The 21,495-nt window shown below is 36.1% G+C and carries 19 protein-coding genes; 9 read left to right on the top strand and 10 right to left on the bottom strand.

All coding sequences use genetic code 11. The features are described 5' to 3' along the window. Positions 1-58 precede the first annotated feature (58 nt). Positions 59-1,624, top strand: coding sequence for a sulfatase family protein (locus tag RNZ47_RS00295; RefSeq protein ID WP_311934965.1), 1,566 nt, complete (start codon positions 59-61; stop codon positions 1,622-1,624). Positions 1,625-1,747: 123 nt separating this feature from the next. Continuing rightward, on the top strand, positions 1,748-2,968 hold the full coding sequence (locus tag RNZ47_RS00290; RefSeq protein ID WP_311934963.1) for a Kelch repeat-containing protein: 1,221 nt from the start codon (positions 1,748-1,750) through the stop codon (positions 2,966-2,968). A 144-nt stretch (positions 2,969-3,112) separates the two neighbouring features. On the opposite strand, the gene RNZ47_RS00285 is transcribed toward RNZ47_RS00290, so the two are convergent. Continuing rightward, entirely contained in the window at positions 3,113-4,090 is a 978-nt protein-coding gene (locus tag RNZ47_RS00285; protein WP_311934961.1) for a polyprenyl synthetase family protein, read from the bottom strand. Between the two features lie 298 nt (positions 4,091-4,388). Here RNZ47_RS00285 and RNZ47_RS00280 point away from each other — a divergent pair, with 298 nt between their 5' ends. Continuing rightward, on the top strand, positions 4,389-5,267 hold the full coding sequence (locus RNZ47_RS00280) for a T9SS-dependent choice-of-anchor J family protein (protein ID WP_311934959.1): 879 nt from the start codon (positions 4,389-4,391) through the stop codon (positions 5,265-5,267). 30 nt (positions 5,268-5,297) lie between these two features. On the opposite strand, the gene rlmN is transcribed toward RNZ47_RS00280, so the two are convergent. From rlmN to RNZ47_RS00250, 6 genes are all read right to left on the bottom strand, one after another. Then, the gene (gene rlmN / locus RNZ47_RS00275; RefSeq protein WP_311934957.1) at positions 5,298-6,338 is read right to left on the bottom strand and encodes a dual-specificity RNA methyltransferase RlmN; all 1,041 of its coding nucleotides are present in this window, start codon (positions 6,336-6,338) and stop codon (positions 5,298-5,300) included. Positions 6,339-6,576: 238 nt separating this feature from the next. Further along, positions 6,577-8,067, bottom strand: coding sequence for a cellulose synthase family protein (locus RNZ47_RS00270; RefSeq protein WP_311934956.1), 1,491 nt, complete (start codon positions 8,065-8,067; stop codon positions 6,577-6,579). Beyond that, a complete protein-coding gene (locus RNZ47_RS00265) occupies positions 8,064-8,780 on the bottom strand; it encodes a glycosyltransferase family 2 protein (RefSeq protein ID WP_311934955.1) in 717 nt (238 codons plus the stop codon). The genes RNZ47_RS00270 and RNZ47_RS00265 overlap by 4 nt, the downstream gene beginning before the upstream one ends. After that, positions 8,777-9,253: a toxin-antitoxin system YwqK family antitoxin gene (locus tag RNZ47_RS00260; RefSeq protein WP_311934954.1), complete on the bottom strand. Its 477-nt coding sequence runs from the start codon at positions 9,251-9,253 to the stop codon at positions 8,777-8,779. The genes RNZ47_RS00265 and RNZ47_RS00260 overlap by 4 nt, the downstream gene beginning before the upstream one ends. A 63-nt stretch (positions 9,254-9,316) precedes the next feature. Then, entirely contained in the window at positions 9,317-10,897 is a 1,581-nt protein-coding gene (locus tag RNZ47_RS00255; protein ID WP_311934953.1) for a 4Fe-4S binding protein, read from the bottom strand. 9 nt (positions 10,898-10,906) lie between these two features. After that, positions 10,907-12,298 carry an NAD(P)/FAD-dependent oxidoreductase gene (locus RNZ47_RS00250; RefSeq protein ID WP_311934951.1) on the bottom strand — a complete coding sequence of 464 codons (1,392 nt, stop codon included), beginning with the start codon at positions 12,296-12,298 and terminating at the stop codon, positions 10,907-10,909. A 205-nt stretch (positions 12,299-12,503) separates the two neighbouring features. Between RNZ47_RS00250 and RNZ47_RS00245 the strand changes: the two genes are divergently transcribed. The 6 genes from RNZ47_RS00245 (at position 12,504) to RNZ47_RS00220 (ending at position 18,083) form a co-directional block, all read left to right on the top strand. Next, positions 12,504-13,217 carry a DUF547 domain-containing protein gene (locus RNZ47_RS00245; RefSeq protein ID WP_311934949.1) on the top strand — a complete coding sequence of 238 codons (714 nt, stop codon included), beginning with the start codon at positions 12,504-12,506 and terminating at the stop codon, positions 13,215-13,217. 32 nt (positions 13,218-13,249) lie between these two features. Continuing rightward, positions 13,250-14,116 carry a transporter gene (locus RNZ47_RS00240; RefSeq protein ID WP_311934947.1) on the top strand — a complete coding sequence of 289 codons (867 nt, stop codon included), beginning with the start codon at positions 13,250-13,252 and terminating at the stop codon, positions 14,114-14,116. Positions 14,117-14,153: 37 nt separating this feature from the next. Beyond that, positions 14,154-15,161, top strand: a complete 1,008-nt coding sequence (locus RNZ47_RS00235) for a glycoside hydrolase family 113 (RefSeq protein WP_311934944.1) — start codon at positions 14,154-14,156, stop codon at positions 15,159-15,161. A gap of 5 nt (positions 15,162-15,166) precedes the next feature. After that, positions 15,167-15,892, top strand: a complete 726-nt coding sequence (locus RNZ47_RS00230) for a hypothetical protein (protein ID WP_311934942.1) — start codon at positions 15,167-15,169, stop codon at positions 15,890-15,892. Beyond that, entirely contained in the window at positions 15,889-17,151 is a 1,263-nt protein-coding gene (locus RNZ47_RS00225; RefSeq protein ID WP_311934939.1) for a POTRA domain-containing protein, read from the top strand. The genes RNZ47_RS00230 and RNZ47_RS00225 overlap by 4 nt, the downstream gene beginning before the upstream one ends. A 200-nt stretch (positions 17,152-17,351) precedes the next feature. Beyond that, entirely contained in the window at positions 17,352-18,083 is a 732-nt protein-coding gene (locus tag RNZ47_RS00220) for a metallophosphoesterase family protein (protein WP_311934937.1), read from the top strand. A 109-nt stretch (positions 18,084-18,192) separates the two neighbouring features. Here the strand turns inward: RNZ47_RS00220 and RNZ47_RS00215 are convergent, their stop codons facing one another. The 3 genes from RNZ47_RS00215 to RNZ47_RS00205 all read right to left on the bottom strand — a co-directional run bounded on the left by RNZ47_RS00215 (position 18,193) and on the right by RNZ47_RS00205 (position 21,495). Further along, positions 18,193-19,719, bottom strand: a complete 1,527-nt coding sequence (locus tag RNZ47_RS00215) for a carboxypeptidase-like regulatory domain-containing protein (protein ID WP_311934935.1) — start codon at positions 19,717-19,719, stop codon at positions 18,193-18,195. Positions 19,720-19,797: 78 nt separating this feature from the next. Further along, positions 19,798-20,598 carry a TIGR04283 family arsenosugar biosynthesis glycosyltransferase gene (locus RNZ47_RS00210; RefSeq protein ID WP_311934933.1) on the bottom strand — a complete coding sequence of 267 codons (801 nt, stop codon included), beginning with the start codon at positions 20,596-20,598 and terminating at the stop codon, positions 19,798-19,800. Positions 20,599-20,652: 54 nt separating this feature from the next. Further along, positions 20,653-21,495: a DUF547 domain-containing protein gene (locus tag RNZ47_RS00205; RefSeq protein WP_311934931.1), complete on the bottom strand. Its 843-nt coding sequence runs from the start codon at positions 21,493-21,495 to the stop codon at positions 20,653-20,655.

The following is a 21,495-nucleotide window of genomic DNA, read 5'->3' as shown; positions in this document are numbered from 1 at the left end:
GATTGATAATACGTTGTGTATAGCCCAATAAATAGTATTGAAATTATTTTTAAATTAAATGAAAAACCACACGCTAATATTGTTACTGTTTATCCTTTTTATGGCTGCAAGTTGCTCAAAAGCCACAAAAACGGAAGCCCAAAAACCAAATATTATTTATGTGTTGGCAGACGATTTGGGCTACGGCGATATATCCAGCTTTAATGAAAACGGACAAATTAAAACCCCAAACATCGATCAATTGGCCAACGCTGGCATTAAGTTTACCGATGCACATACGTCATCGGCAGTGTGCACGCCAACGCGCTATAGTATTTTAACAGGACGATATAATTGGAGAAGTAAATTAAAAAGCGGTGTGCTAACAGGAAAATCTAAAGCCTTAATTCCAAATTCGAGAACAACCGTGGCTTCCATGTTGAAAAAACAAGGTTACCACACCGCCTTTATTGGCAAATGGCATTTGGGTTGGGATTGGACTTTAAAAGATGAAGATAGTTTTGGCGGAAGCGGTTGGGATTTTAAGGATTTTGACAATATAGATTTTACAAAACCCATAAAAAATGGCCCAAACGAATTAGGGTTTACTTATGCTTACGGACATTCGGGGTCGTTGGATATGGCGCCTTACGTGTATGTTGAAAACGGACAAGTTACCGTAGTTCCAGATTCCGTTACCGAAAACTCGGGCAAATACACTTGGTGGCGAAAAGGGCCAACTTCAAAAGATTTTATACATGATGATGTAACGCCCAATTTCTTCAGAAAATCGTTTAAATACATTACCGAAAAAGCTAAAGACAACAATCCGTTTTTCTTATATCTTGCTTTGCCATCGCCACACACCCCAATTTTGCCAACGGAAGAGTGGTTGGGGAAAAGCCAATTAAATCCTTATGCTGATTTTATGATGCTCATCGATGCTTATATGGGACAGCTTACCAAAACGATTAAAGACGCAGGAATTGAAGAGAATACCATCGTTATTTTTACCAGCGATAATGGCTGTTCGCCAGAGGCAGATTATGGGGTTTTAAAAGCTAAAAACCATAACCCAAGTTATATATATCGCGGCCACAAAGCCGATATTTTTGAAGGCGGACATCGAGTGCCTTTTATCGTTAAATGGCCAAAAAAAATAACGCAAGGTATTACTTCAAAAGAAACTATTTGCACTACCGATTTTATGGCGACCTGCGCCGAAATTTCCGGATATAAACTTTTGGATAACGAAGCCGAAGACAGTTACAGTTTACTGCCATTATTCACTCAAAAAAAGCTTGATAAACCCTTTAGGGAAGCTACGGTGCACCATTCCGTTAATGGGAGTTTTTCCATAAGAAAAGATGAATGGAAACTTATTATGTGCCCAGGTTCCGGTGGTTGGAGTTTCCCAAGACCCACTAATAAAGCCGCTATGGATTCTTTACCAAAACACCAACTTTATAATTTGAAAAATGACCCGAGCGAAACGAATAATATAATAGCAATAAACCCAAAAAAAGTTATGGAATTAAAAACTTTACTAACGAAATATATTGTTGAAGGGCGAAGCACACCTGGAACACCACAAAAAAATGATGCTATTGATTTTGATTGGAAACAGGTTGGGTTTATTGAATAGTTGATTGGCCTCTATTTGGTTTTGTCTGAAAAAGATGATATGTTTGTCCAGCGTCTGAACAAGTTTGTTAAAAGATTACTCCGTGTGTCATTTAATTCAAATATAACCTTGCAATTGTAATTTATGATGAAAAATATAGCATTAATAGTTATCTCGCTTATTCTGGTAAATTGTAATAAAGATTCAGAAGAACCATTTTTAAATGAAGAGCCTGTAATAAAAACACTTCAAGCTATAAGTGTAGACGCTACAGGGGCCACATTCAGAGGAGAACTAGTTCAAAAAGGTGAGGCAAAGATTAATGCTTATGGGTTCGTTTGGAGTTTATGGGATTTTGAAGAGCCCAATGTTAATACTTCGAATAAAATAACTTTTGAATCAGATGTTTCTACGGGTATTTTCGAGGCCAGAATAGACTCCTTACTGGCGAGTGGTTTCGAGTATAAAATAAAGACCTTTGCTAGCTATGGAACTAAAACAATTTATGGAAACACGGTTTCTTTTATGAGCAAGGGAAGTGAAAAATCAATTTGGTCAAAAGAACTGAGCAATTTAAATCTTCCAGGTGTACATGTTCCATATGGTTTTTCTGATAAAGAAAATGGGTATGTATTATTTCAAGACACCAAAACGTATAAGTATAATCCAAATGAAAAGGTATTCCATCAAATAGCAAGCTTCCCAAATCCTGATGGTTCATCTGGGACTAAATTCACCGCTGTCCATTTAAATGATTCAAATTATATTTTAAATGATATCGATACCAACCTATATGAACTTAATGAGAATACTTGGTCTGTTCTATCAGTAGCACCGTTTAATTATGAAGGATTTGGTGGGTATTACCATGGTTATTCAAACGCAAATAATATCCTTATTTTAAGTTCTTATAAATCGTTTAATTATGCGCCCGAAACAGATCAATGGTATAGTAAATCCAGTCTTTCTGCAGAAGGCTTTTCGGTAGGCGGAACCAATCTTGACGGAATTGCTTATATAATGACTTCAAGGAAAAAGATATACAGTTATAATTCCGTAGACGATACTTGGGATTATGTGACGGAATATCCAGGTGTTTTAAAATCTAATATAATTGGGTTCTCCTATAGCAATAAGATTTATTTTGGATTTAGCTATTTGAATCATGAGGAAACCCCTTGGATAGATCAAACATTTTGGTCATTTGATTTAACAAAACGTTCTTGGACCCAAATTGCCCCTTTGCCAAAGGAGCTTTCTACAAGAGGGACCATGTTTTTCTTTATATTGAAAAACAAACTTTTTATAGGACACGGCGTGTCAAAATACTATGATTTGTATGCCCTGGATTTTACCAAGTTGTAAAGAAAACAAGGAGGTGCCTGTTTATAAAATTATTGAATAGAACATCTATTAGGAACGTGCTTTTGCTGTCTCGATAATTATCAGGATTGTTTCAGTATTTAAATGTAACTTTATCTTTGCGTTAAATGAACCTCTTTAAAACCATCATTTCTTCCGCTCAATAACATAATTCACCATCAATTTCAGGGCATTTTTATACTCTGAATCTGGATAGGTATCCAACAATTGCAAAGCTTCATTTTGAAATGTTTTCATTTTACCCACGGCGTAGTCTAAGCCGCCATTATTTTTTACAAAGGCTATTACTTCCTTTACGCGTTTGGTATCTTTATTATGGTTTTTAATGGAGTTTATCAGCCAACGTTTATCTTTTTTATCGGCTTGGTTGAGCACATAAATTAATGGTAATGTCATTTTTTGTTCTTTAATATCAATGCCTGTGGGTTTGCCTATTTGGGTTGCGCCGTAATCGAACAAATCGTCTTTTATTTGAAAAGCCATACCGATAAGTTCACCAAACTTTCGCATGGTTTCAACATCCTGTGAATCGGGTTTTACTGATGCTGCCCCCAAACTACAACAGGCCGCTATAAGCGTTGCTGTTTTTTGACGTATAATTTCGTAGTAAACCGTTTCGGTAATGTCTAATTTTCGAGCTTTTTCAATTTGAAGCAGTTCGCCTTCACTCATTTCTCGAACCGCAATAGAAATGATTTTAAGCAAATCGAAATCATTATTGTCTATGGATAACAACAATCCTTTAGACAGTAAATAATCACCTATTAAAACAGCTATTTTATTTTTCCAAAGCGCGTTTATCGAGAAGAATCCACGACGCCGGTTGCTATCGTCCACCACATCGTCGTGCACCAAAGTTGCCGTATGGATAAGCTCGATAACCGATGCACCTCTGTAAGTGCGTTCGCTTACTTCTCCGTTAGATACCATTTTAGAGACCAAAAACACAAACATAGGGCGCATTTGTTTCCCTTTCCGGTTAACAATATAATGCGTAATTCGGTTTAGCAACGCCACTTTACTGGACATGGACAATTGGAACTTTTGCTCGAAAAGATCCATTTCGTAGGCTATGGGTTGCTTTATTTGTTCTACTATTTTCAAATGCTAAAATTGAATGTCACAAAGCTAATGATAAACTGATATTAAGCAATGTTATAATCAAAAAAAACTATTTATATGAGAAATGATTATCCACCAAAATATTAAGTCATTAGTCTTGTTGTCCAGCTTTAAAAACAATATTTGTTTAAAACAAAATTTCATATGGGTTATTCATTTTTCTTTTAACGTTAATCGATTATTAATAAAATTAGTAATTTAGCATAAATTAAGGCCTTAATAAATGTTTTATAAAACATTTATTGAAAACAAATCTATCACAACATTAAACCTATTAATTATGAAAAAAATTACTTTATTGTTTGTTTTTTTAATCTCTTTCCATTTTGTTGGTGGTCAGATTTTATCAGAAAATTTTGATGATGTTTCCACCTTGTCAACGGCGGGCTGGACCATATTAAATGTTAGTGAGTTTCCAGGTGCCACAAATTGGTTTCAAGGAGATACAAGTAGGTTTAATGCTCATGGAGGTGCTTTAAATTCTTATATAGCAGCTGATTATTTGTCAGCTTCCGATATAGGTCAAGCAGTTAGCACGTGGCTTATACTTCCAACACTATCGTTAAAAAATGGTGACGAATTAAGTTTTTATACCAGAACGGTTGACCCCGTTCAATATCCGGATAGACTACAGGTACGTATTGGAGCAGGAACCAATCCAATTGCTCCAACAAATAGTACAGATGTAGGTGAATATACTACCTTGTTATTAGATATTAATCCAACATATCTTACTACAGGTGCAGGCTCTTATCCTACAACATTTACACAGTATACAGTAACGGTTTCAGGCTTGAGTGTTACACCTGTTGATGCACGTCTTGCATTTAGGTATTTTACTGAAGACAATACTAATAACTCTGACTATATAGGTGTTGACACTGTTGTAGTTACTAGCTCTACTCTTGGTTTAACAGATGTAGAAGCCAAAGCCTTCAGTCTATTCTATAATAAGGACGAAGGTGTTTTATCTTTAAAATCACCTCATTCTAAGTTGCAAAATGTTACCCTGTATAACTTATTAGGGCAAGAAGTTTTGAGTAAAAAATTATATCAAACAGAAGAGAAGGTTGATGTTTTGGATTTAAACCGGGGTATTTACCTCGCTAAGGTGACCTTAGAGGGACATTCGAAAACCATCAAATTTTACAAAGATTAATTAATAAAAAGCTGCAATTTGCAGCTTTTTTTAACCTTTATTTGCTAATTGTCCGCATGCCGCATCAATATCTTTTCCTCGGCTTCGTCGTACATTAACCACTATTCTATTTTTTTCTAAAGTTTTGATGTAGTTTTCCAAGGCCTCATTTGAGGCTTGCTGAAAATGGCCATCGTCAATAGGATTGTACTCAATAATATTAACTTTACATGGCACGTATTTACAGAACTTAACAAAAGCATCAATGTCTTTTTGTGAATCGTTTATACCTTTCCAAACTACATATTCGTAACTTATTTTACGGTTTGTTTTTTCGTACCAATATTCTAAAGATTCTTTTAAATCCTTTAAAGGAAAAGTTTCGTTAAAAGGCATGATGGTGGTTCGAACCTCATCGATAGCTGAATGCAACGATACGGCTAAATTAAATTTAACATCGTCGTCTGCCATTTTTTTAATAATTTTTGGCACGCCAGAAGTGGAAACGGTTATGCGCTTTGGCGACATGCCCAAACCTTCGGGCGAGGTTATTTTATCGATGGCCTTAATTACGTTGTTATAATTCATTAGCGGTTCGCCCATGCCCATAAACACTATGTTGCTTAATGGCCTGTTGTGATATAATCTACTTTGGTTATCGATAGCAACCACTTGGTCGTAAATTTCATCCGGGTTTAAATTACGCATCCGTTTTAATCGTGCCGTGGCACAAAATTTACAGTCTAAACTACAACCAACTTGACTGGATACACAGGCTGTTGTGCGTGTTTTGGTTGGAATTAAAACCGATTCTACAATTAAACCATCGTGCAAGCGCACCGCGTTTTTAACCGTACCATCGTTACTGCGCTGCATGTTATCGACCTTTATGTGATTGATTACAAAATGGTCTTCGAGCATTTGGCGTGTTTCTTTTGAAACATTGGTCATGTCCTCAAAATGGTGTGCCGATTTTTGCCAAAGCCATTCGTATACTTGATTGCCCCTAAATGCTTTGTCGCCTTGTTTTACAAAGAATTCTCTTAATTGTTCTTTGGTTAATGCGCGTATATCTTTTTTCTTTACCGTCATAAGTTTTGCAAAAATAGTGAAAGGAATTTCGATGGACGAATTACCGTTGACGATTTTTAATGGGTGTTAGGATTTGCGTTAGGGATTGAGGCATTTGTTGGAGCTCGCCGACGCAGGAGGAAGCGACTGCCGAAAGCCCGACCCCTCTTGCCCTGAGCTGAGTCGAAGGGTGGGGTAACGCCCAAATAATGATGATGCGATGCTAAAACAAGTTCAGCATGACAAATCATGGTAGAATTTAGATTTTTGAAGTCAACGATTTAAAGAATACGTAGCCAAAACCTAGAAATAACATGAGGTGAAAGGGGAACAACCCGAAATCGCCACCTTGGTCGCCAACCACGAATGCACTGTACATGCCAAAGGCGAAGTAGAGCATGAGGGCGCCTTCGAAAATGACGTTTATAGAGATTGTTTTTTTGAGGTATTTGTTGTTTTTCCAACCATCTTTTATCGTGCTAATGTTGAATTTTGGCGTGCGCACAAATTCACTTTTTTTGCCCAAATGTCCTTCTAAAACAGCAATGGAATTGTGTAATGAAAAGCCCATGGCTATTGAGAAAAACACGAAAAACATACCAATGTAGTTCATAAAGTTTTTTATGCCGCCGCCGTACATTCTGCGGTACATAATCCAGTAGCAAACAAAAAATATTACGGTGCTTATAATAAAGAAGCTCATTACAAAAAAATAGGCTTTTAAATGGGTGTACTCGTTTTTTATGTAAAGCATGGGGATGCTTAATACGGCCACTATGAGGATGTTTAAAAACATGGTGCTGTTTAATAAATGCAGCAGGCCGTGGGCTTTGGTTTTTGCCGAAATGTTTTTGTTTTTTAAAACTTTCCAAAGCATTTTTTTAAAGTTTTCGGCACCGCCTTTGTTCCACCTAAATTGTTGCGAGCGTGCCGCGCTTATGGCCACGGGAAGTTCTGCCGGTGTTTCTACATCTTCGAGATATTTGAATTTCCAGTTTTTTAATTGGGCGCGGTAGCTTAAATCGAGGTCTTCGGTTAGGGTGTCGCCTTCCCAATTGCCAGCATCTATAATACAGGTTTTGCGCCAAACGCCGGCGGTTCCGTTAAAATTTATAAAATGCCCTTTGCTGTTTCGGCCTACTTGCTCCAAGGTAAAATGCGCATCTAAAGCAAAGGCCTGAATTTTTGTTAATACCGAAAAATTGCGGTTAATGTGCCCCCAACGTGTTTGTACAACGCCAATATTATCGTCTTTAAAATAAGGAATGGTGCGTTTTAGCCAATCTTTTTTTGGTAGAAAATCGGCATCGAAAATGGCAATAAAACCGCCTTTGGCTGTTTTTAATCCTTCTTTAAGTGCACCGGCCTTAAAGCCTTGTCGGTTGGTTCGGGTGATATGTTGAATATCTAAACCTTTGGCTTTAAGTTTATCGATTTGATTTTTTGTGGTTTCAACAGTCTCATCGGTTGAGTCGTCTAAAACCTGGATTTCCAATTTGTTTTTTGGATAGTCGATTTCCGCAATGTTGTCGAGCAAACGCTCCATGACATACATTTCGTTATAAACGGGCAATTGTATGGTTACAAAGGGGATTTCCGCCGGGTTTGACAAATTGAAAGTTTCGCAGGATGTATTGTTTTTTTTAGAAGATAAATAATTGAATAGTAGGTTTAATTGTGCCAAAGCATACATAAATATAAGCAATAACGCGATGGTGTAAACGACTATAATTATGGTTTCTAAAATCATTTTTTAATACTGTATTTAAAAATCCAACCTAATATTTTAAAGCCTGCAAATATAGCACCTTTTACCGTTCCGGAAACTTTTGAGACGCCAATTCGGTTTCTGTAATTCACGGGTATTTCGGTGTATGTTAGTTTTTGCTTTAAAGCTTTTAGTTGCATTTCTACCGTCCAACCATAGGTTTTGTCCTCCATATTTAGACGCAATAGTTTATTGTATTTAATGGCTCTAAATGGCCCCAAGTCGGTAAATTTTGCTCCAAAAAATAAGGTCATTAATGTGGTTGCCAACCAATTGCCAAAAATTTGGGGAAACGTCATAGCGCCCTGCTCTCTCAGTCGTTTTACACGCGCACCGATTACAAAATCTATATCATCATTAATAATTGGTGCTACAATTTTTGTTAATTCTTCGGGGTAATCGCTGTAATCGCCATCTAAAAAAACGACTATATCTGGTTTTAAATTCTGTTTTGCTATATGGGCCATACCTTTTAAACAGGCGTATCCGTAGCCTTTTCTGGATTCGGTTAAAACCGTTGCTCCAGCTTTTTTAGCGTTGATTTCGGTGTTGTCGGTGGAGTTGTTGCTAACCACAATAATTTCATCAACTATATTGGGAATATCATTAATAACATATGCGATGGAGTCTGCTTCGTTATAGGCAGGAATAATGACTTTTATACTTAGGTTTTGCTCAGCACTGGATTTGATCATTGTAGGTCTAGTAAATTATTTTCTTTTTTGAACGCTTTTAAATCTGTCCATGTTTTAATTTTTTTTCCGGATTTAAACTTAGCGACAGAAACTAATTTTTCATTTTCGTACATGAGGCAATATCCGTTTTTCCGATTGTATTTAAACTGGCATTTGTAATTGATTTTTTCAGCGTTGTTATAAAACGACCACCAGTTTGTTTTTTCGCCATTATCAAAACGACCTTCACTTTGTTTTGTGCCGTTTTCGGTGTAAAAATACCAATATTTAATAGGTTTGTTTGCTGAAAAATGACCTTCTTTTTCAATGTTTCCGTTTTTGTAAAAGAATTTCCAATAACCATTTTTTTGATTGCTTTTTATCCAGCCTTCAGATTTTAAAACGCCGTTATCAAAATAATTTTTTTGATAGGTTTTTTGAGCTGAAATTGATAAGCTGATGGACAGGATTATATAGAATGAAATCTTTTTCATTTTAATTTATTAAAGTTAGCCACAAATACACGAATGTTTTTTAATCATGTTGAAACTGTAAACTTATTTCTGATTCACTAAATCCATTAAATTCACATCGTTCCCAAGTAAAACATCGGTTGGATTGATGCGTCCTTTTTCCGGGCCATTCTCCAGTTTTAAAACACCTCGCGGGCAAACTGCGGCACAAATACCACAGCCAACACAACTCGCTCTAATAATGTTTTCGCCTTTTTGTGCATAGGCGCGCACATCGATTCCCATTTCACAATAAGTGGAACAATTACCGCAAGAAATACATTGGCCGCCATTGGTTGTAATTCTAAAACGGGATTTAAAACGCTGTACTATACCTAAATAAGCGGCTAACGGACAACCGAAACGGCACCAAACCCGATTGCCAAAAATGGGATAGAACCCTGTGCCGATAACCCCGGCAAAAATGGCACCGATTAAAAAGCCGTAAACATCTTGTATGGTTTGTGTTTTGATGCCCAATACCGCCTCAGCTCCCGAAAAATAGGAGTAAAGTGTAAAGCCTGTCATTACTAAAGCAAATACCAAAACACCATGTACCAACCAACGTTCAAATTTCCAAGCGCTTAACGATTTATCGGATAGTTGTCTGTAAGGGTCGCCCAAGGTTTCAGCTAAGCCACCACAACCGCAAACCCAACTACAATACCAGCGTTTTCCAAAGAAATACACCATTACGGGAACGATAACCAAGGTTAATACGATGCCCCAAACTAAAATAAACAAGCCCAAGCCACCGCTATTTATAAGTTCATCAAGGTTCCATTTAAAGAAGAAATCGTAATCCAATGGAAAGGCGTTTTTAAAATCGTACCAAGGTTTTTCAAAACGAACTAAAATTTCTGGAATTAAAAAGGCAAACACAATTTGAAAAAACAAAACCGACGTGGTTCGTAATATTTGGTATTTATTGTGTCGGTATTTTATATACATTCTCACCGCCATAACCGTCATTACGGTGCAGTATAAAAATCCGTATAAAAACCATTGACTTGCTGGGTTTCCGTTTAAACTTTCACTTATGGGGTCAACAAGGTAAACCCAGTTTACAATATAATCGGGCCTGAAATAAAGCAGGATATAAAAACCTACCAAAAATATAAAGGCGAACCAACCTATCCAACCTCGGTTTGTCGCTGCACTATGATAAATGCCATTGTTTTTAATGCCTGCAGGTCCTAAGGTAATAACCTTTGGAATAATAAATAACAATGCACCAATAATGCCCAAACCAAAAGTGAGCCACCAAAACAGCCATTTGTTTACTTTAACCATGCCGCTTCCGGCGCTTTTGGCTATTTGGTAAGAAAAACTGTGTGGCTTGTCCCAAATAACTTTATCCCATTCGCTATTTTGTTTGTGGGTTTCGTTTGCTGTTTTTAATGCCGATGTGATTTGAGATGAAAATGAAAACGGATTTGTAAATTCCTTCTCAACCACGTTCGTTTTTAAATCATCAATAAAAAGCTCGCTTTTAATGCCTTTGTTGATAATGACTTGGTCTAATAACTGTGGTGTTAACTCATACTTCCCTAAAAATACTAGCGCGATAAATATAGCGAGACCTGTTAAAAATAAACCAAGTCCTATGTTTTGAATGTTCTTCATTTGATTTATTTATGAGGTTTGAAAAATACGTTTCCAACTTTTCTTTTTCAGCTGAATATTCGTGTGGTTTTCTTGGTTGAATTTTGCAACGATTTCCGGTTCGTGCAGTTTGTAAAACTCAGGATCAAAATTAGCATCGGCCAAATGTTCTAAAACATAATCGACCGAACGTTTTTCGGTTAAAACCTTATCGAAAAACTCATGTCGCATTCTAATTCCCAAATTATTAATCCCAATAAATTCACGCGTGTTTTTATCGTAGTTGATGTGAATACATTTGTTGCCTTTATGGTGTTCCCAATAAAAACGGGCTTCGTTTTCCTTTGGTTGCGCCCAAACCCAACCATAGGTTTGGTATTCAATATCAAAAAACTTAGCCGAGTTAAACCAGTGTCCGGGTTTGTATGCAATGCGGTTCCCGCAAATGGTTTGCGCAACGGTTTCTCCCATCATGCGTCCGGTGTACCAAACGGCTTCAATGGGTCTGCGCTGATCAATGCCTTCGTGTTGTTCGGCGCAATCGCCAATGGCATAAACATCGGGGATATTGGTTTCTAAAAACCGATTCACTTTTACACCGCGCCCTGTTTCAATACTTCGCCCGGGCTCAGTCTGGTTTTCAGATTCTTTTAAAAAATCAATATTCGGTGAAACACCAGCAGTTAATCCCACCACATTGCAGTCAATTTCTTCGCCTGTTTCTTCAATAATCACCGATTTTACCTGACCGTTTTCATAGGCTTTAATTTCTTTTAAATTCACGCCTAATCGTAAGTCGATACCGTTTTTTAAAATTTCGCGGTTAATCATAGCCGATTCACCTTTAGGTAAAACTGCATCCCAAAAACTATGTTCCCGTACTAAAAAAGTCACTGGAATATGTCGCGAATGCAACATTTCAGCAAGCTCAATACCTATTAATCCGCCACCAACAATTACGGCGTGTTTACATACTTTATTATTGGGTGCATATTTTTCAAGATTATCTAAATCTTGTTTGTGGTACATACCCATAACGCCTTTTAAATCTTGCCCTGGCCACCCAAATTTATTAGGTTTGCTGCCCGTGGCAATTATTAGTTTGTCGTATTGTAAGGTGTCGCCATTTGCAAACTGTAGTGTTTTAGATGTGGTTTCAACCGTTTTTACATAGCCTTTTTTAAGGTTGATTTTATTTTTTTTCCAAAACCAATTCTCGTAAGGTTGTGTATGCTCAAACTTCATGTGTCCCATATAAACATACATTAGCGCGGTTCGAGAAAAGAAATAATCGGTTTCGGCAGATACAATGGTGATTTTTTTAGCCTGTGCTGAACTTGTTTCAGTATCGGAAAGTTTTCTTATATGCCTCGCAGCGGTAACGCCCGAAATGCCATTTCCTATTATAACAATGTGATCCATATTTAGTGATTGTGTTGTAGTAGGTCGAAGTTAAAGATAATAACTTATATTGAAGTTGTTAATTTAGAATTGCTTTAAATTACAGGTGTTTTGTAAGGATTTAAAATTTTTAAAGACGCAAAAAAACTTTTTTTAACCATGTAAGTTAGCTAACATTTTATACGACCTAGGTGGTAACACTTTGCAAAGCATAAATTATAGACAGATGAAAAAGCAACATATCATTTTAATTATTATTCTAGTTAGCATTGAAGGATTTTCGCAAGATGTGAATGTTTTTTTTAGTAAGGCTGATACTTTTTTTAGAACTTATGTTGATGAGGGGAAAGTAGCCTATTCGGACATTTACAACAATCAAAGTGGCTTGAATGAATTGATGAAATTAGCCGAAGCTATTTCGGTTTCAAAAGAAGATGCAGAGGTCTATCAAGCCTTTTGGATTAACGCTTACAACCTATCTGTTATAAAAGGCATCATCTTTAATTATCCAACAAATTCACCCTTGGACAACGCTGGTTTTTTTGATAAAACAACTTATCGTTTAGCAGGAAAAAACATCACGTTAAATGATATTGAGCACAAATTATTACGCGCCCAATTTAACGATGCGCGCTTCCATTTTGTGTTGGTTTGTGGTGCCGTTGGTTGTCCGCCATTAATCAATAAAGCCTATTTACCAAATACCTTGGATGTACAATTGGAAACGCAGACCAAAAAAGCCATAAACGGTAGTTTTTTAAAAGTGAACACCAAAAAGAAACGTGTTGAAGCATCGCAAATTATGGAATGGTATAAAGCGGATTTTACCATGAACGGTACAACGGAAATCGATTTTATTAATAAATACAGAGCTGAAAAGTTAGAAGGCAAGTACAAACTGGGTTATTTTCAATACGATTGGAGAATCAATACACAGTAAGGTCTAAAAAAAGAAACAAAAACCAAATACAGATGAAAAAAACAATAGCATGTCTTATAATTTCAGCGATAGCATTTACCGGGTTTTCACAAGAAGAAGATGTCCAAAAAAGCAATATCCAAACCTATACACCATCAAAACTCTTAAAAAAAGGTCAGTGGGATATTAAGTTTTTCAACAACTTATACACGCAAACCAAAGTGGCAAATAGTAGTGGCGATGTGTCTAAAAATGAACCGAGAGAAACCTATTTCACATCAACAATCGACGTGTTTACGGGCGTTTCGCAAAACAGTACATTGAATGTGGGTTTGTTGATTGAAATGCGTTCCAACGTCGTTGGAAACCGTAAAGCCCTCGATGTTTTTAAGTTTGACGGCGAAACCAATACGGCGCGTTCGGGCATAACATCTATCGCACCCGCCATCAAATTCAATCCGTTTAACAATGTGAACAACTTTACAATTCAAACGGCATTCCATATACCATTGGTTGATAACGAAACCGAAAACAACGTGTTTTTAGACCAAACCGCATACACATTCCAAAATCGTTTTTTCTACGATTACACCTTTCCTAGTGGTGATTGGCAACTGTTTACAGAGCTAAACACCGAGTATAATTTTGGTGAGAAAACCAGTTTTGCCGATAAAACATTTGTGTTGGCTCCGGGTGTGTTTTTAAGTTATTTTCCCAATCAGGAATTTACCATTTTAGGATTTGCGCAGCATCAACAACGTGTTGGCGATTTTAAACAAGATTATACGGCATTGGGTTTTGGCGGAAAATATCAATTATCTAAAACTTTAAATTTAGAGGTGCTTTACAGTAATTTTATAAGAGGCAACACTACAGGTTTAGGGCAATCATTTAATATAGGTTTAAGGGCTTTGTTTTAATTAATAATGTAAATTAGGAGTTTATAAATCGTTTTTTATGAAACTATTTAAGTTCCTAATTGTTTTTTTAGCGCTGATTTTTCAGACCTGTTTAAGTCAACCAGAAAAAATTAACGGTGTAAGTTTTGTAGCTTCACGAGAGTCCATTGATCATGCGCATGTAAAACCTGTTGTGAACGTCAACGCTAATTATGCAGCCATTATGCCTTTTGGGTTTATACGAAATTTGGAACACCCGGAAATTGTGTTTAACACACAGCGACAGTGGTTTGGTGAAACCACAGCAGGAGCAAAGCAATATGTTGAAGTGCTTCAACAAATGCATATTAAAATTATGATAAAACCCCAAATTTGGATTTGGCATGGCGAATTTACGGGGTATTTAGAAATGGCATCTGAAGCCGATTGGAAAACCTTGGAAAATTCATATTCCAAATTTATATTAGAATACGCCCAATTGGCTCATGAGGTTAATGCTGAACTATTTTGCATAGGTACAGAACTTGAAAAATTCATTGAAAACAGACCAGATTATTGGCGTAATTTAATTGCGGAAATAAAAAAAACATACAAAGGCAAACTAACTTACGCTGCCAATTGGGACGAGTTTAAGCGTACACCATTTTGGGATGAATTGGATTTTATAGGTATTGATGCCTATTTTCCCGTTAGCGATAGTAAAACGCCAACGGTTGCCGAGGCTACAGCAGGTTGGAAAACACATAAACCAGTTATCGAACAGGTTTCAAACACCTTTAACAAACCTATTTTGTTTACTGAATTTGGCTATAGAAGCGTAGATTATTCTGGGAAAGAACCTTGGAAAAGCGACAGAAATATGGGGCATGTTAATTTAGATGCGCAAACCAATACCACGAAAGCGCTGTTGGAAACCTTTTGGAATGAAGACTGGTTTGCCGGTGGTTTTATTTGGAAATGGTTTGTTAATCACGAAGCGGTTGGTGGCGTAAACAATGCACAATTTACACCGCAAAACAAACCCGTTGAAGCTGTTTTACGTAAACATTACAGTGATTTTAAATGAATAAATTGAAGTACATATTGGTCTGTTTTTTCGCTTTTACATCTTGTTCAAAAGATGCGGATGACGACCTGCGCAATACGTTAGAGGCTTACGTTTTAAACAGGTCTTTTGAAGTGGGCCAAGTTATTGCCTGTGCCGCAAGCGATGAAAATACCAACGGGATTCTAACCTTTTATTACCCAGAATCCGGTGCAACCCATATTCGGCTTTATGAAACTGAAAATGCACAAGTTGACCAAAACGATTTTTCAAATTATGTGCAAATCACCATTCCAAACGAACCGTTTTTTAATGGGTATTTGGGCAAGTTTGTACAATCTTCTTCAAATGAAAAATGGATTATTGTTACTTTTGAATTGCATGGTGAAATAAAAATGTCCAACCCCATTCGGTCCAAACAAAACACCAAACCAACTGTTTGGAATAGCGAAGTCGTTATCGACCAATCGCAACCCAACATGCCAAATTTTATGTGGGAAGATGATGCTTTTGGCGAAAATGCCATATATTTTCAAGTGGTTTCGGATGCGCAAAACAATTTACTTTCGGGCACCTATACTTACGAGAATCATTTTCAATATTACAACACATCCAATGTGGTTTTAAATATAACGACCCAGCAAACGCCACCATTGCTCATTTCTGGAAATAATTATAATTTCACCTTAATGGATGTTAGTGAAGATAATTGGGTAAATTGGGTCATTCTTAAAACCTTTGAAGCTCAATGAGTAAAACGCTAGCCATTGTATTTTTAAGCTTTTTCACTGTGAGTTTGTTTTCGCAGAATTATACGGTTGCCGATTTAAAAATTCAGGGTAATAAAAAGCTCAAATCGTCTTTCATCAAAAAAATATCATCTATTAAAACTGGAGAAAAACTGGATTCGTTGGTTATCGAGCAAGATATAAAACGCTTAAAACGCTTGCCGTCGGTGTCTCACGCTTATTATCAGGTGTTTTATTCCGAAAACAATCAATACAACGTGTTTTATAATGTTGTTGAGAACTTCACCTTAATTCCTTCGGCCAATATGTATACCACAAATAACGATGAGTTTGCCTATCGTTTGGGACTGCACGAATTTAATTTATTGGGCAGAAACATTGGCTTTGGCGGGTTTTATCAAAAGGATATTTACAGCAGTTACGCCATAAATTTTAGGGCGCCTTATTTGTTTTCAAACAAATTGGGTTTGGCTGTAAACTATCAAGATTTAACAACCCAAGAGCCTGTTTTTTTTGATGGTACAACGGCCGATTATAAATACAATAACCAATCTTTGGAAATTTTGGGTTTATACGAGTTTAACTTTAACAACAAACTGGAACTCGGAATAAACTATTTTGTTGAAGATTATGCCTATAAATCTGGCGCTACAAACCCCAATGTGCCACAACAATTAAATGTGCACAAATGGTTACTTAAAAGCATTTATGAATACAACAATCTGGATTATTTTTACCAATATGTGTCCGGTGTTAAAAATCAATTTAACTTTCAATATGTAACATCAACCAACGATATGCTCCCCGATTTTTTTATCGCTTGGAACGATTTTTTCTATTTTAAACGTTTTGGCACGCGAAGTAATTGGGCAAACCGATTGCGATTGGGCTTGTCAAAAAACGATAAAACGCCATTCGCCCCTTTTTCGGTAGATAATAATTTGAATGTTCGTGGCGTTGGAAACACCATCGACAGAGGCACAGGCGTTATTGTTTTAAATACCGAATTCCGTTATACCATTTACGAGAAAAATTGGTTTGTTTTGCAAGGAAATACTTTTGTCGATGCCGGTTCTTGGCGAAATCCAGGAGGCGATTTTGGCGATTTCAGTAAAGACGAAAACATCAAAATATATCCGGGTTTAGGGCTTCGTTTTATTCATAAAAAAATATACAACGCCATTTTTAGAATTGATTACGGACATGGGATAACCAAAAATGCAACGAAGGGTTTTGTGTTTGGCATTGGGCAGTATTTTTAAAGTATTTAGGGCGTTACCCCTTCGTGCCTTGGGGTCGGGCTTTCACAAGTCGCTCTCTGCGAGGAGCTCCAACAAACTTGTGCTGAGCGATGTCGAAGTATGCTCAATCCCTAACGCACCAATCCGCCAAAGTAAGTTTTCAAACGCAAAGTCTAGTTAATTCAAACTCAAACATTTATTTTTGAAAAAACGATGGTTATATGCGAACATTTGCAATTGGCGATATTCACGGGGGTTTAAAAGCATTAATTCAGCTATTGAATAAAATGGAAATTAAAGATGAAGACACCCTTATTTTTATGGGCGATTATGTTGATGGTTGGAGCGAATCTGCACAGGTTATTACGTTTTTAATAGACCTTTCTAAAAATTTCAATTGTGTTTTTATAAAGGGGAACCACGATGTTTGGTGTGAAAACTGGTTGAGAGAAGACCGTGTTGACCCCGTTTGGTATATGCATGGCGGTAAAGAAACCATAGACAGTTATGCGGGGTTTTCGGAAGCCAAAAAAAAGAAGCATTTAGATTTTTTTGAAAGTATGCCACTTTATTATATTGACGGCGAAAACAGATTGTTTGTTCACGCTGGATTTACATCGATGCACGGTGTGGAAAAAGAGGTTTTTAAAGAAAGTTTATATTTCGATAGAACGCTTTGGGAAATGGCTTTAACGATGGATAATCGCATTGCAAAGGATTCTACATTATACCCAAACCGATTAAAACACTACAGCGAAATTTTTATTGGGCACACCCCAACTATAAATTTTAACGTCGGCGTGCCCATGCAAGCCGCAAACATTTGGAACATTGATACGGGCGCTGCTTTTACCGGTAAATTATCTGGAATGAATATAGACACGAAAGCGTTTTTCCAAAGTGATAATTTGCCCAATTTATACCCCAATGAAAAGGGGAGGAATAAAGGTTAAATAAGTTAACTGCGTTTTTAGTTTGGGTCTCCTGCAAGGTTTTGTTTTAAGCTTGTAAGTCTACTAAAAAGAACATACCTCAAGGTTCTGGAAACCTAGCAGGATATTTTCACTCAATACTCTTAAAATCCTTTATCGCCTGATTGGGTTCCATAACATTATAGCCTTTCCAAAATTCGGGGTCGTATTTTGGTAAATACGTGGGCTTAACTTTGGCTCTTTCAGTAATGTTATTAAATGCCGTTTCGGTAATACTTTCGTTTTCAAAAACCACGAGTTCTTTTTTGGTGATGTTCGATACGATAAAATGAATATCGGTAGAAATTTCATTCTGCTTTCTCCGCCCTTTTACATGTTTGTTTTTTTCAATAATCTTTAATGGGCGTTTAATTCCAAATTTATTCCCGTTTTCCACTTCGGCATATTTAAGGACATATTTATCGCTATTGTTTTTAGCATAAATAAATGTGCCCTTTTTTAAATATTCACTATAAGAGATGCCTAAAAGTCTAAAGTTTTTTAGGTTTTTCACATTCTCATAGTCCACCCTAACAATGGCAAAATCATCAGTATTTATATATAAAACACCTTTGAAATCTTCTTTTCGCTTTGGGGTAAATGTTATTTTATAAACAAATTCACCGTTTAAAAATTGATAGTCCAAAAGCTCGAATCTGTATCTGTTAGACTTTTCAAGAAAGTTTAAAAACGAATCCTCAAAGATAAAACTGCTGGTCTCTAAATTTGCAATAGCGCGTTTTCTGTATCTTAAAAAGTTCTGTTTACGTTCGTTTTCCTTCTTTTTTTGTTCGTCAATAAAGGCTTTGGTTTTTTCAATGTCTTCATCGGCTTGGGCATCACCAAAAAAGGAGGAGTCAATGTCTTCTTTTGTGCCGAAAATCCCGGATTTAATTTTAAAATAGGAATCTCTTTTAATGTGTTTTTTAAATATGGTATTAAATTTTTCTTCAAGGCCTTCAAATGAGATTTCATTGTTTTTGTCGTAAAGGTTTGAAGCTTTTATAATATCTAATTTTAGGGCGTTTTCAGCAATGGGCTTTAGGTATAAATCACCTAAAAGCTCTGTGTAATTACCCGAGTTTTTAGGCATAATATCCAATACGCTATCAACAAATTTTTGATTGATTTCCGGAATGGTCGATTTTTTAATAGCAATGGTGTTTTTAATTATGTTATTATGGTCGGATTGCCTGTAAAACAGCCTGCTTTTGGTGTATTCAAAATCGTAATTTGTTGCTAAGTTTTCTTGTGCTTTTTCTATAATTTCATCAACCGTATAGGCTTTGTTCGAAACCAAAACCTCGTCCAATTCAATGGATTTCTGACTTAAAACAATAATGCTGTCGGTGAATTTTTCAACTGCAATGCGCTTGGTTTCGTAACCCAAACAATTGATAAAAAGGGAGTCGTTTACCCTAGTTTTTTTATTCAAATATATTTGAAACACGCCATTGTTGTTACTAATAACCCCAGATTTTTTATTGAGCTCAATAGTTGCAAACGCGATGGGTTTTTGTGTAGTGGAATCAATTAATTTCGCATGAATGGAGTTCTGTGTTTGAGACCATTGAAAAATAAATAATGTAAATAAAACTAGAAATAATTTTGGATTCATATAAAAATCTATTTGCTATAAAAGTAGACGATTATATAACCTATTTGTAACATTTAGAGTTTCGTTAAGTGAATTTTATCATTTTTTAACACTTACATATTTTAAATAATATTGGTTTAATTGATTTGGCGAAGCGCCCAACCATTTTTTTAAATGAATGGTCCAATAATGAAATTGCAAACGCCAAACACCATTGGTATTGTAATGCCTTGGCGAGGTTGTTAACCATTTTTGAATGACCACAAATTGCTTGCGAGCGTAAAGTTTGCCAATTAAATCGTTGTCTTCGTATATTTTAAAATTCTCATCAAAACCATTAAGGGTTTTAAAAAGTGATTTTGTGATAAATAAACTTTGGTCGCCGCCTCGACAAGATTTTAAAGGTAATCGTGTTAATTGTCCCGCTAGTTTTAGCCACCAATGCTCGCTGTTAAATTTCATGATAAAGCAACCGGCATAATGGTTTTTTTCAACTTGTTCAATAATATATTCGTCGAAATTTTTAGACGGAAAAGAATCGGCATGCAAAAAATACAGAATGTTTCCCGAAGCGTTTTTTGCTCCTAAATTCATTTGTTTGGCACGACCTTTTTGCGAGTGAATTAATTTGATGTCTGGTCGAGTAGAATTTTCGATAGAAAATTTTGTATCGAGAAATTTAATTAAGTCTTCTCGATACAATTTTTCGTTATGCTCAAAATCACTCGAAGTGACAAAGTTCTGTACTATTTTACAAGTCTGGTCTGTACTGCCGCCATCAACAACAATAATGTCTGAAATGTTTTCTTTCGAAGCATTTTTCAATAAATGATTCAACAGATTTTCAATATGATCTGCTTCATTTAATGTAGGTATAATTATGGAGATTTGGTGTTTCATATTTTGTTTTTAGAGACCTGTTAGGTTTTTAAAACCTGACAGGTCTAAATGTTTTTATTCATTCAAATCCCAATTATAGCTTTTATAACTTTTTTTCGCTTTCGCGGAAATTTGAACGTCTGAATATTGGTTTAAAAAATCGACTAAACTACCATTTTGTTTAAAATCTTTTGCAAACCATTGAAATATTTTCGATAGCTCAAGGCTGTCTTTTGATATGTTGTTTTTTGTTGAATCGCTTAAAAAATCCTTTGTGGCTTCAGTAAGTTGTGCTTCTAAATTTTCGGCCGTATAAGCTTCGTTTAATAATTTGGGGCATGAAACCGAGGCGCAAACAATGGCAAAATGAATTCGTGGTTCGTCCATTTTCCGTAAAATCTCATGTTCAATATCATTTAAACTAAACTCTTTTTCACCTAATTTCCACAGGCGTTGCTCCCAAGGTTTTTTAATGTCTTTTATGCTTTTTAAGGGATACTGGCGCAAAATTAAATCAATGGTAAAAGCATTGTAAGCGTTAATCCAAAAGGCAAGCTTTTCATCGTTAGAAATAGTGTTAAAAGCATCATTTGCATAAAATAAGCTTAAAACGTAAATGTAGTCGAGTAGTTTTTTATGCTCGGTTTTAAATGATTTGTAATTTACATTGCCGTTTCCCGAAACGTGTTTCATTAATAATTCGTCCCATAATTGATGTGTGGTAATAACTCCTTTGATAAGCTTTTGATGGAATTCGTCATCAGCTACTTCAACTACTTTTTGCAATGGCGAATCTATTTCCTTTTTGGTTTCTATTTCAGATTGAGCTACGGTATTAGGTTTATGTTCAACCACCTTTTTCGTTCCAGCGCAAGCTGATAAAATGATGACAAAGGTTGTTAAAATGAGGTATTTCAT

This window comes from Hwangdonia seohaensis (genome assembly GCF_031932625.1).
In the GTDB taxonomy this organism is placed as follows: Bacteria; Bacteroidota; Bacteroidia; order Flavobacteriales; family Flavobacteriaceae; genus Hwangdonia; species Hwangdonia seohaensis.
Note: the sequence above shows the minus strand (reverse complement) of the source record. Positions and strands in the feature narration are given on the sequence as shown.

Coding starts and splice junctions, on each gene's coding strand:
- RNZ47_RS00295 (WP_311934965.1), top strand. CDS start 59: ATGAAAAACCACACGCTAATATTGTTACTGTTTATCCTTTTTATGGCT.
- RNZ47_RS00290 (WP_311934963.1), top strand. CDS start 1,748: ATGATGAAAAATATAGCATTAATAGTTATCTCGCTTATTCTGGTAAAT.
- RNZ47_RS00280 (WP_311934959.1), top strand. CDS start 4,389: ATGAAAAAAATTACTTTATTGTTTGTTTTTTTAATCTCTTTCCATTTT.
- rlmN (WP_311934957.1), bottom strand. CDS start 6,338: ATGACGGTAAAGAAAAAAGATATACGCGCATTAACCAAAGAACAATTA.
- RNZ47_RS00270 (WP_311934956.1), bottom strand. CDS start 8,067: ATGATTTTAGAAACCATAATTATAGTCGTTTACACCATCGCGTTATTG.
- RNZ47_RS00265 (WP_311934955.1), bottom strand. CDS start 8,780: ATGATCAAATCCAGTGCTGAGCAAAACCTAAGTATAAAAGTCATTATT.
- RNZ47_RS00260 (WP_311934954.1), bottom strand. CDS start 9,253: ATGAAAAAGATTTCATTCTATATAATCCTGTCCATCAGCTTATCAATT.
- RNZ47_RS00255 (WP_311934953.1), bottom strand. CDS start 10,897: ATGAAGAACATTCAAAACATAGGACTTGGTTTATTTTTAACAGGTCTC.
- RNZ47_RS00250 (WP_311934951.1), bottom strand. CDS start 12,298: ATGGATCACATTGTTATAATAGGAAATGGCATTTCGGGCGTTACCGCT.
- RNZ47_RS00245 (WP_311934949.1), top strand. CDS start 12,504: ATGAAAAAGCAACATATCATTTTAATTATTATTCTAGTTAGCATTGAA.
- RNZ47_RS00240 (WP_311934947.1), top strand. CDS start 13,250: ATGAAAAAAACAATAGCATGTCTTATAATTTCAGCGATAGCATTTACC.
- RNZ47_RS00235 (WP_311934944.1), top strand. CDS start 14,154: ATGAAACTATTTAAGTTCCTAATTGTTTTTTTAGCGCTGATTTTTCAG.
- RNZ47_RS00225 (WP_311934939.1), top strand. CDS start 15,889: ATGAGTAAAACGCTAGCCATTGTATTTTTAAGCTTTTTCACTGTGAGT.
- RNZ47_RS00220 (WP_311934937.1), top strand. CDS start 17,352: ATGCGAACATTTGCAATTGGCGATATTCACGGGGGTTTAAAAGCATTA.
- RNZ47_RS00215 (WP_311934935.1), bottom strand. CDS start 19,719: ATGAATCCAAAATTATTTCTAGTTTTATTTACATTATTTATTTTTCAA.
- RNZ47_RS00210 (WP_311934933.1), bottom strand. CDS start 20,598: ATGAAACACCAAATCTCCATAATTATACCTACATTAAATGAAGCAGAT.
- RNZ47_RS00205 (WP_311934931.1), bottom strand. CDS start 21,495: ATGAAATACCTCATTTTAACAACCTTTGTCATCATTTTATCAGCTTGC.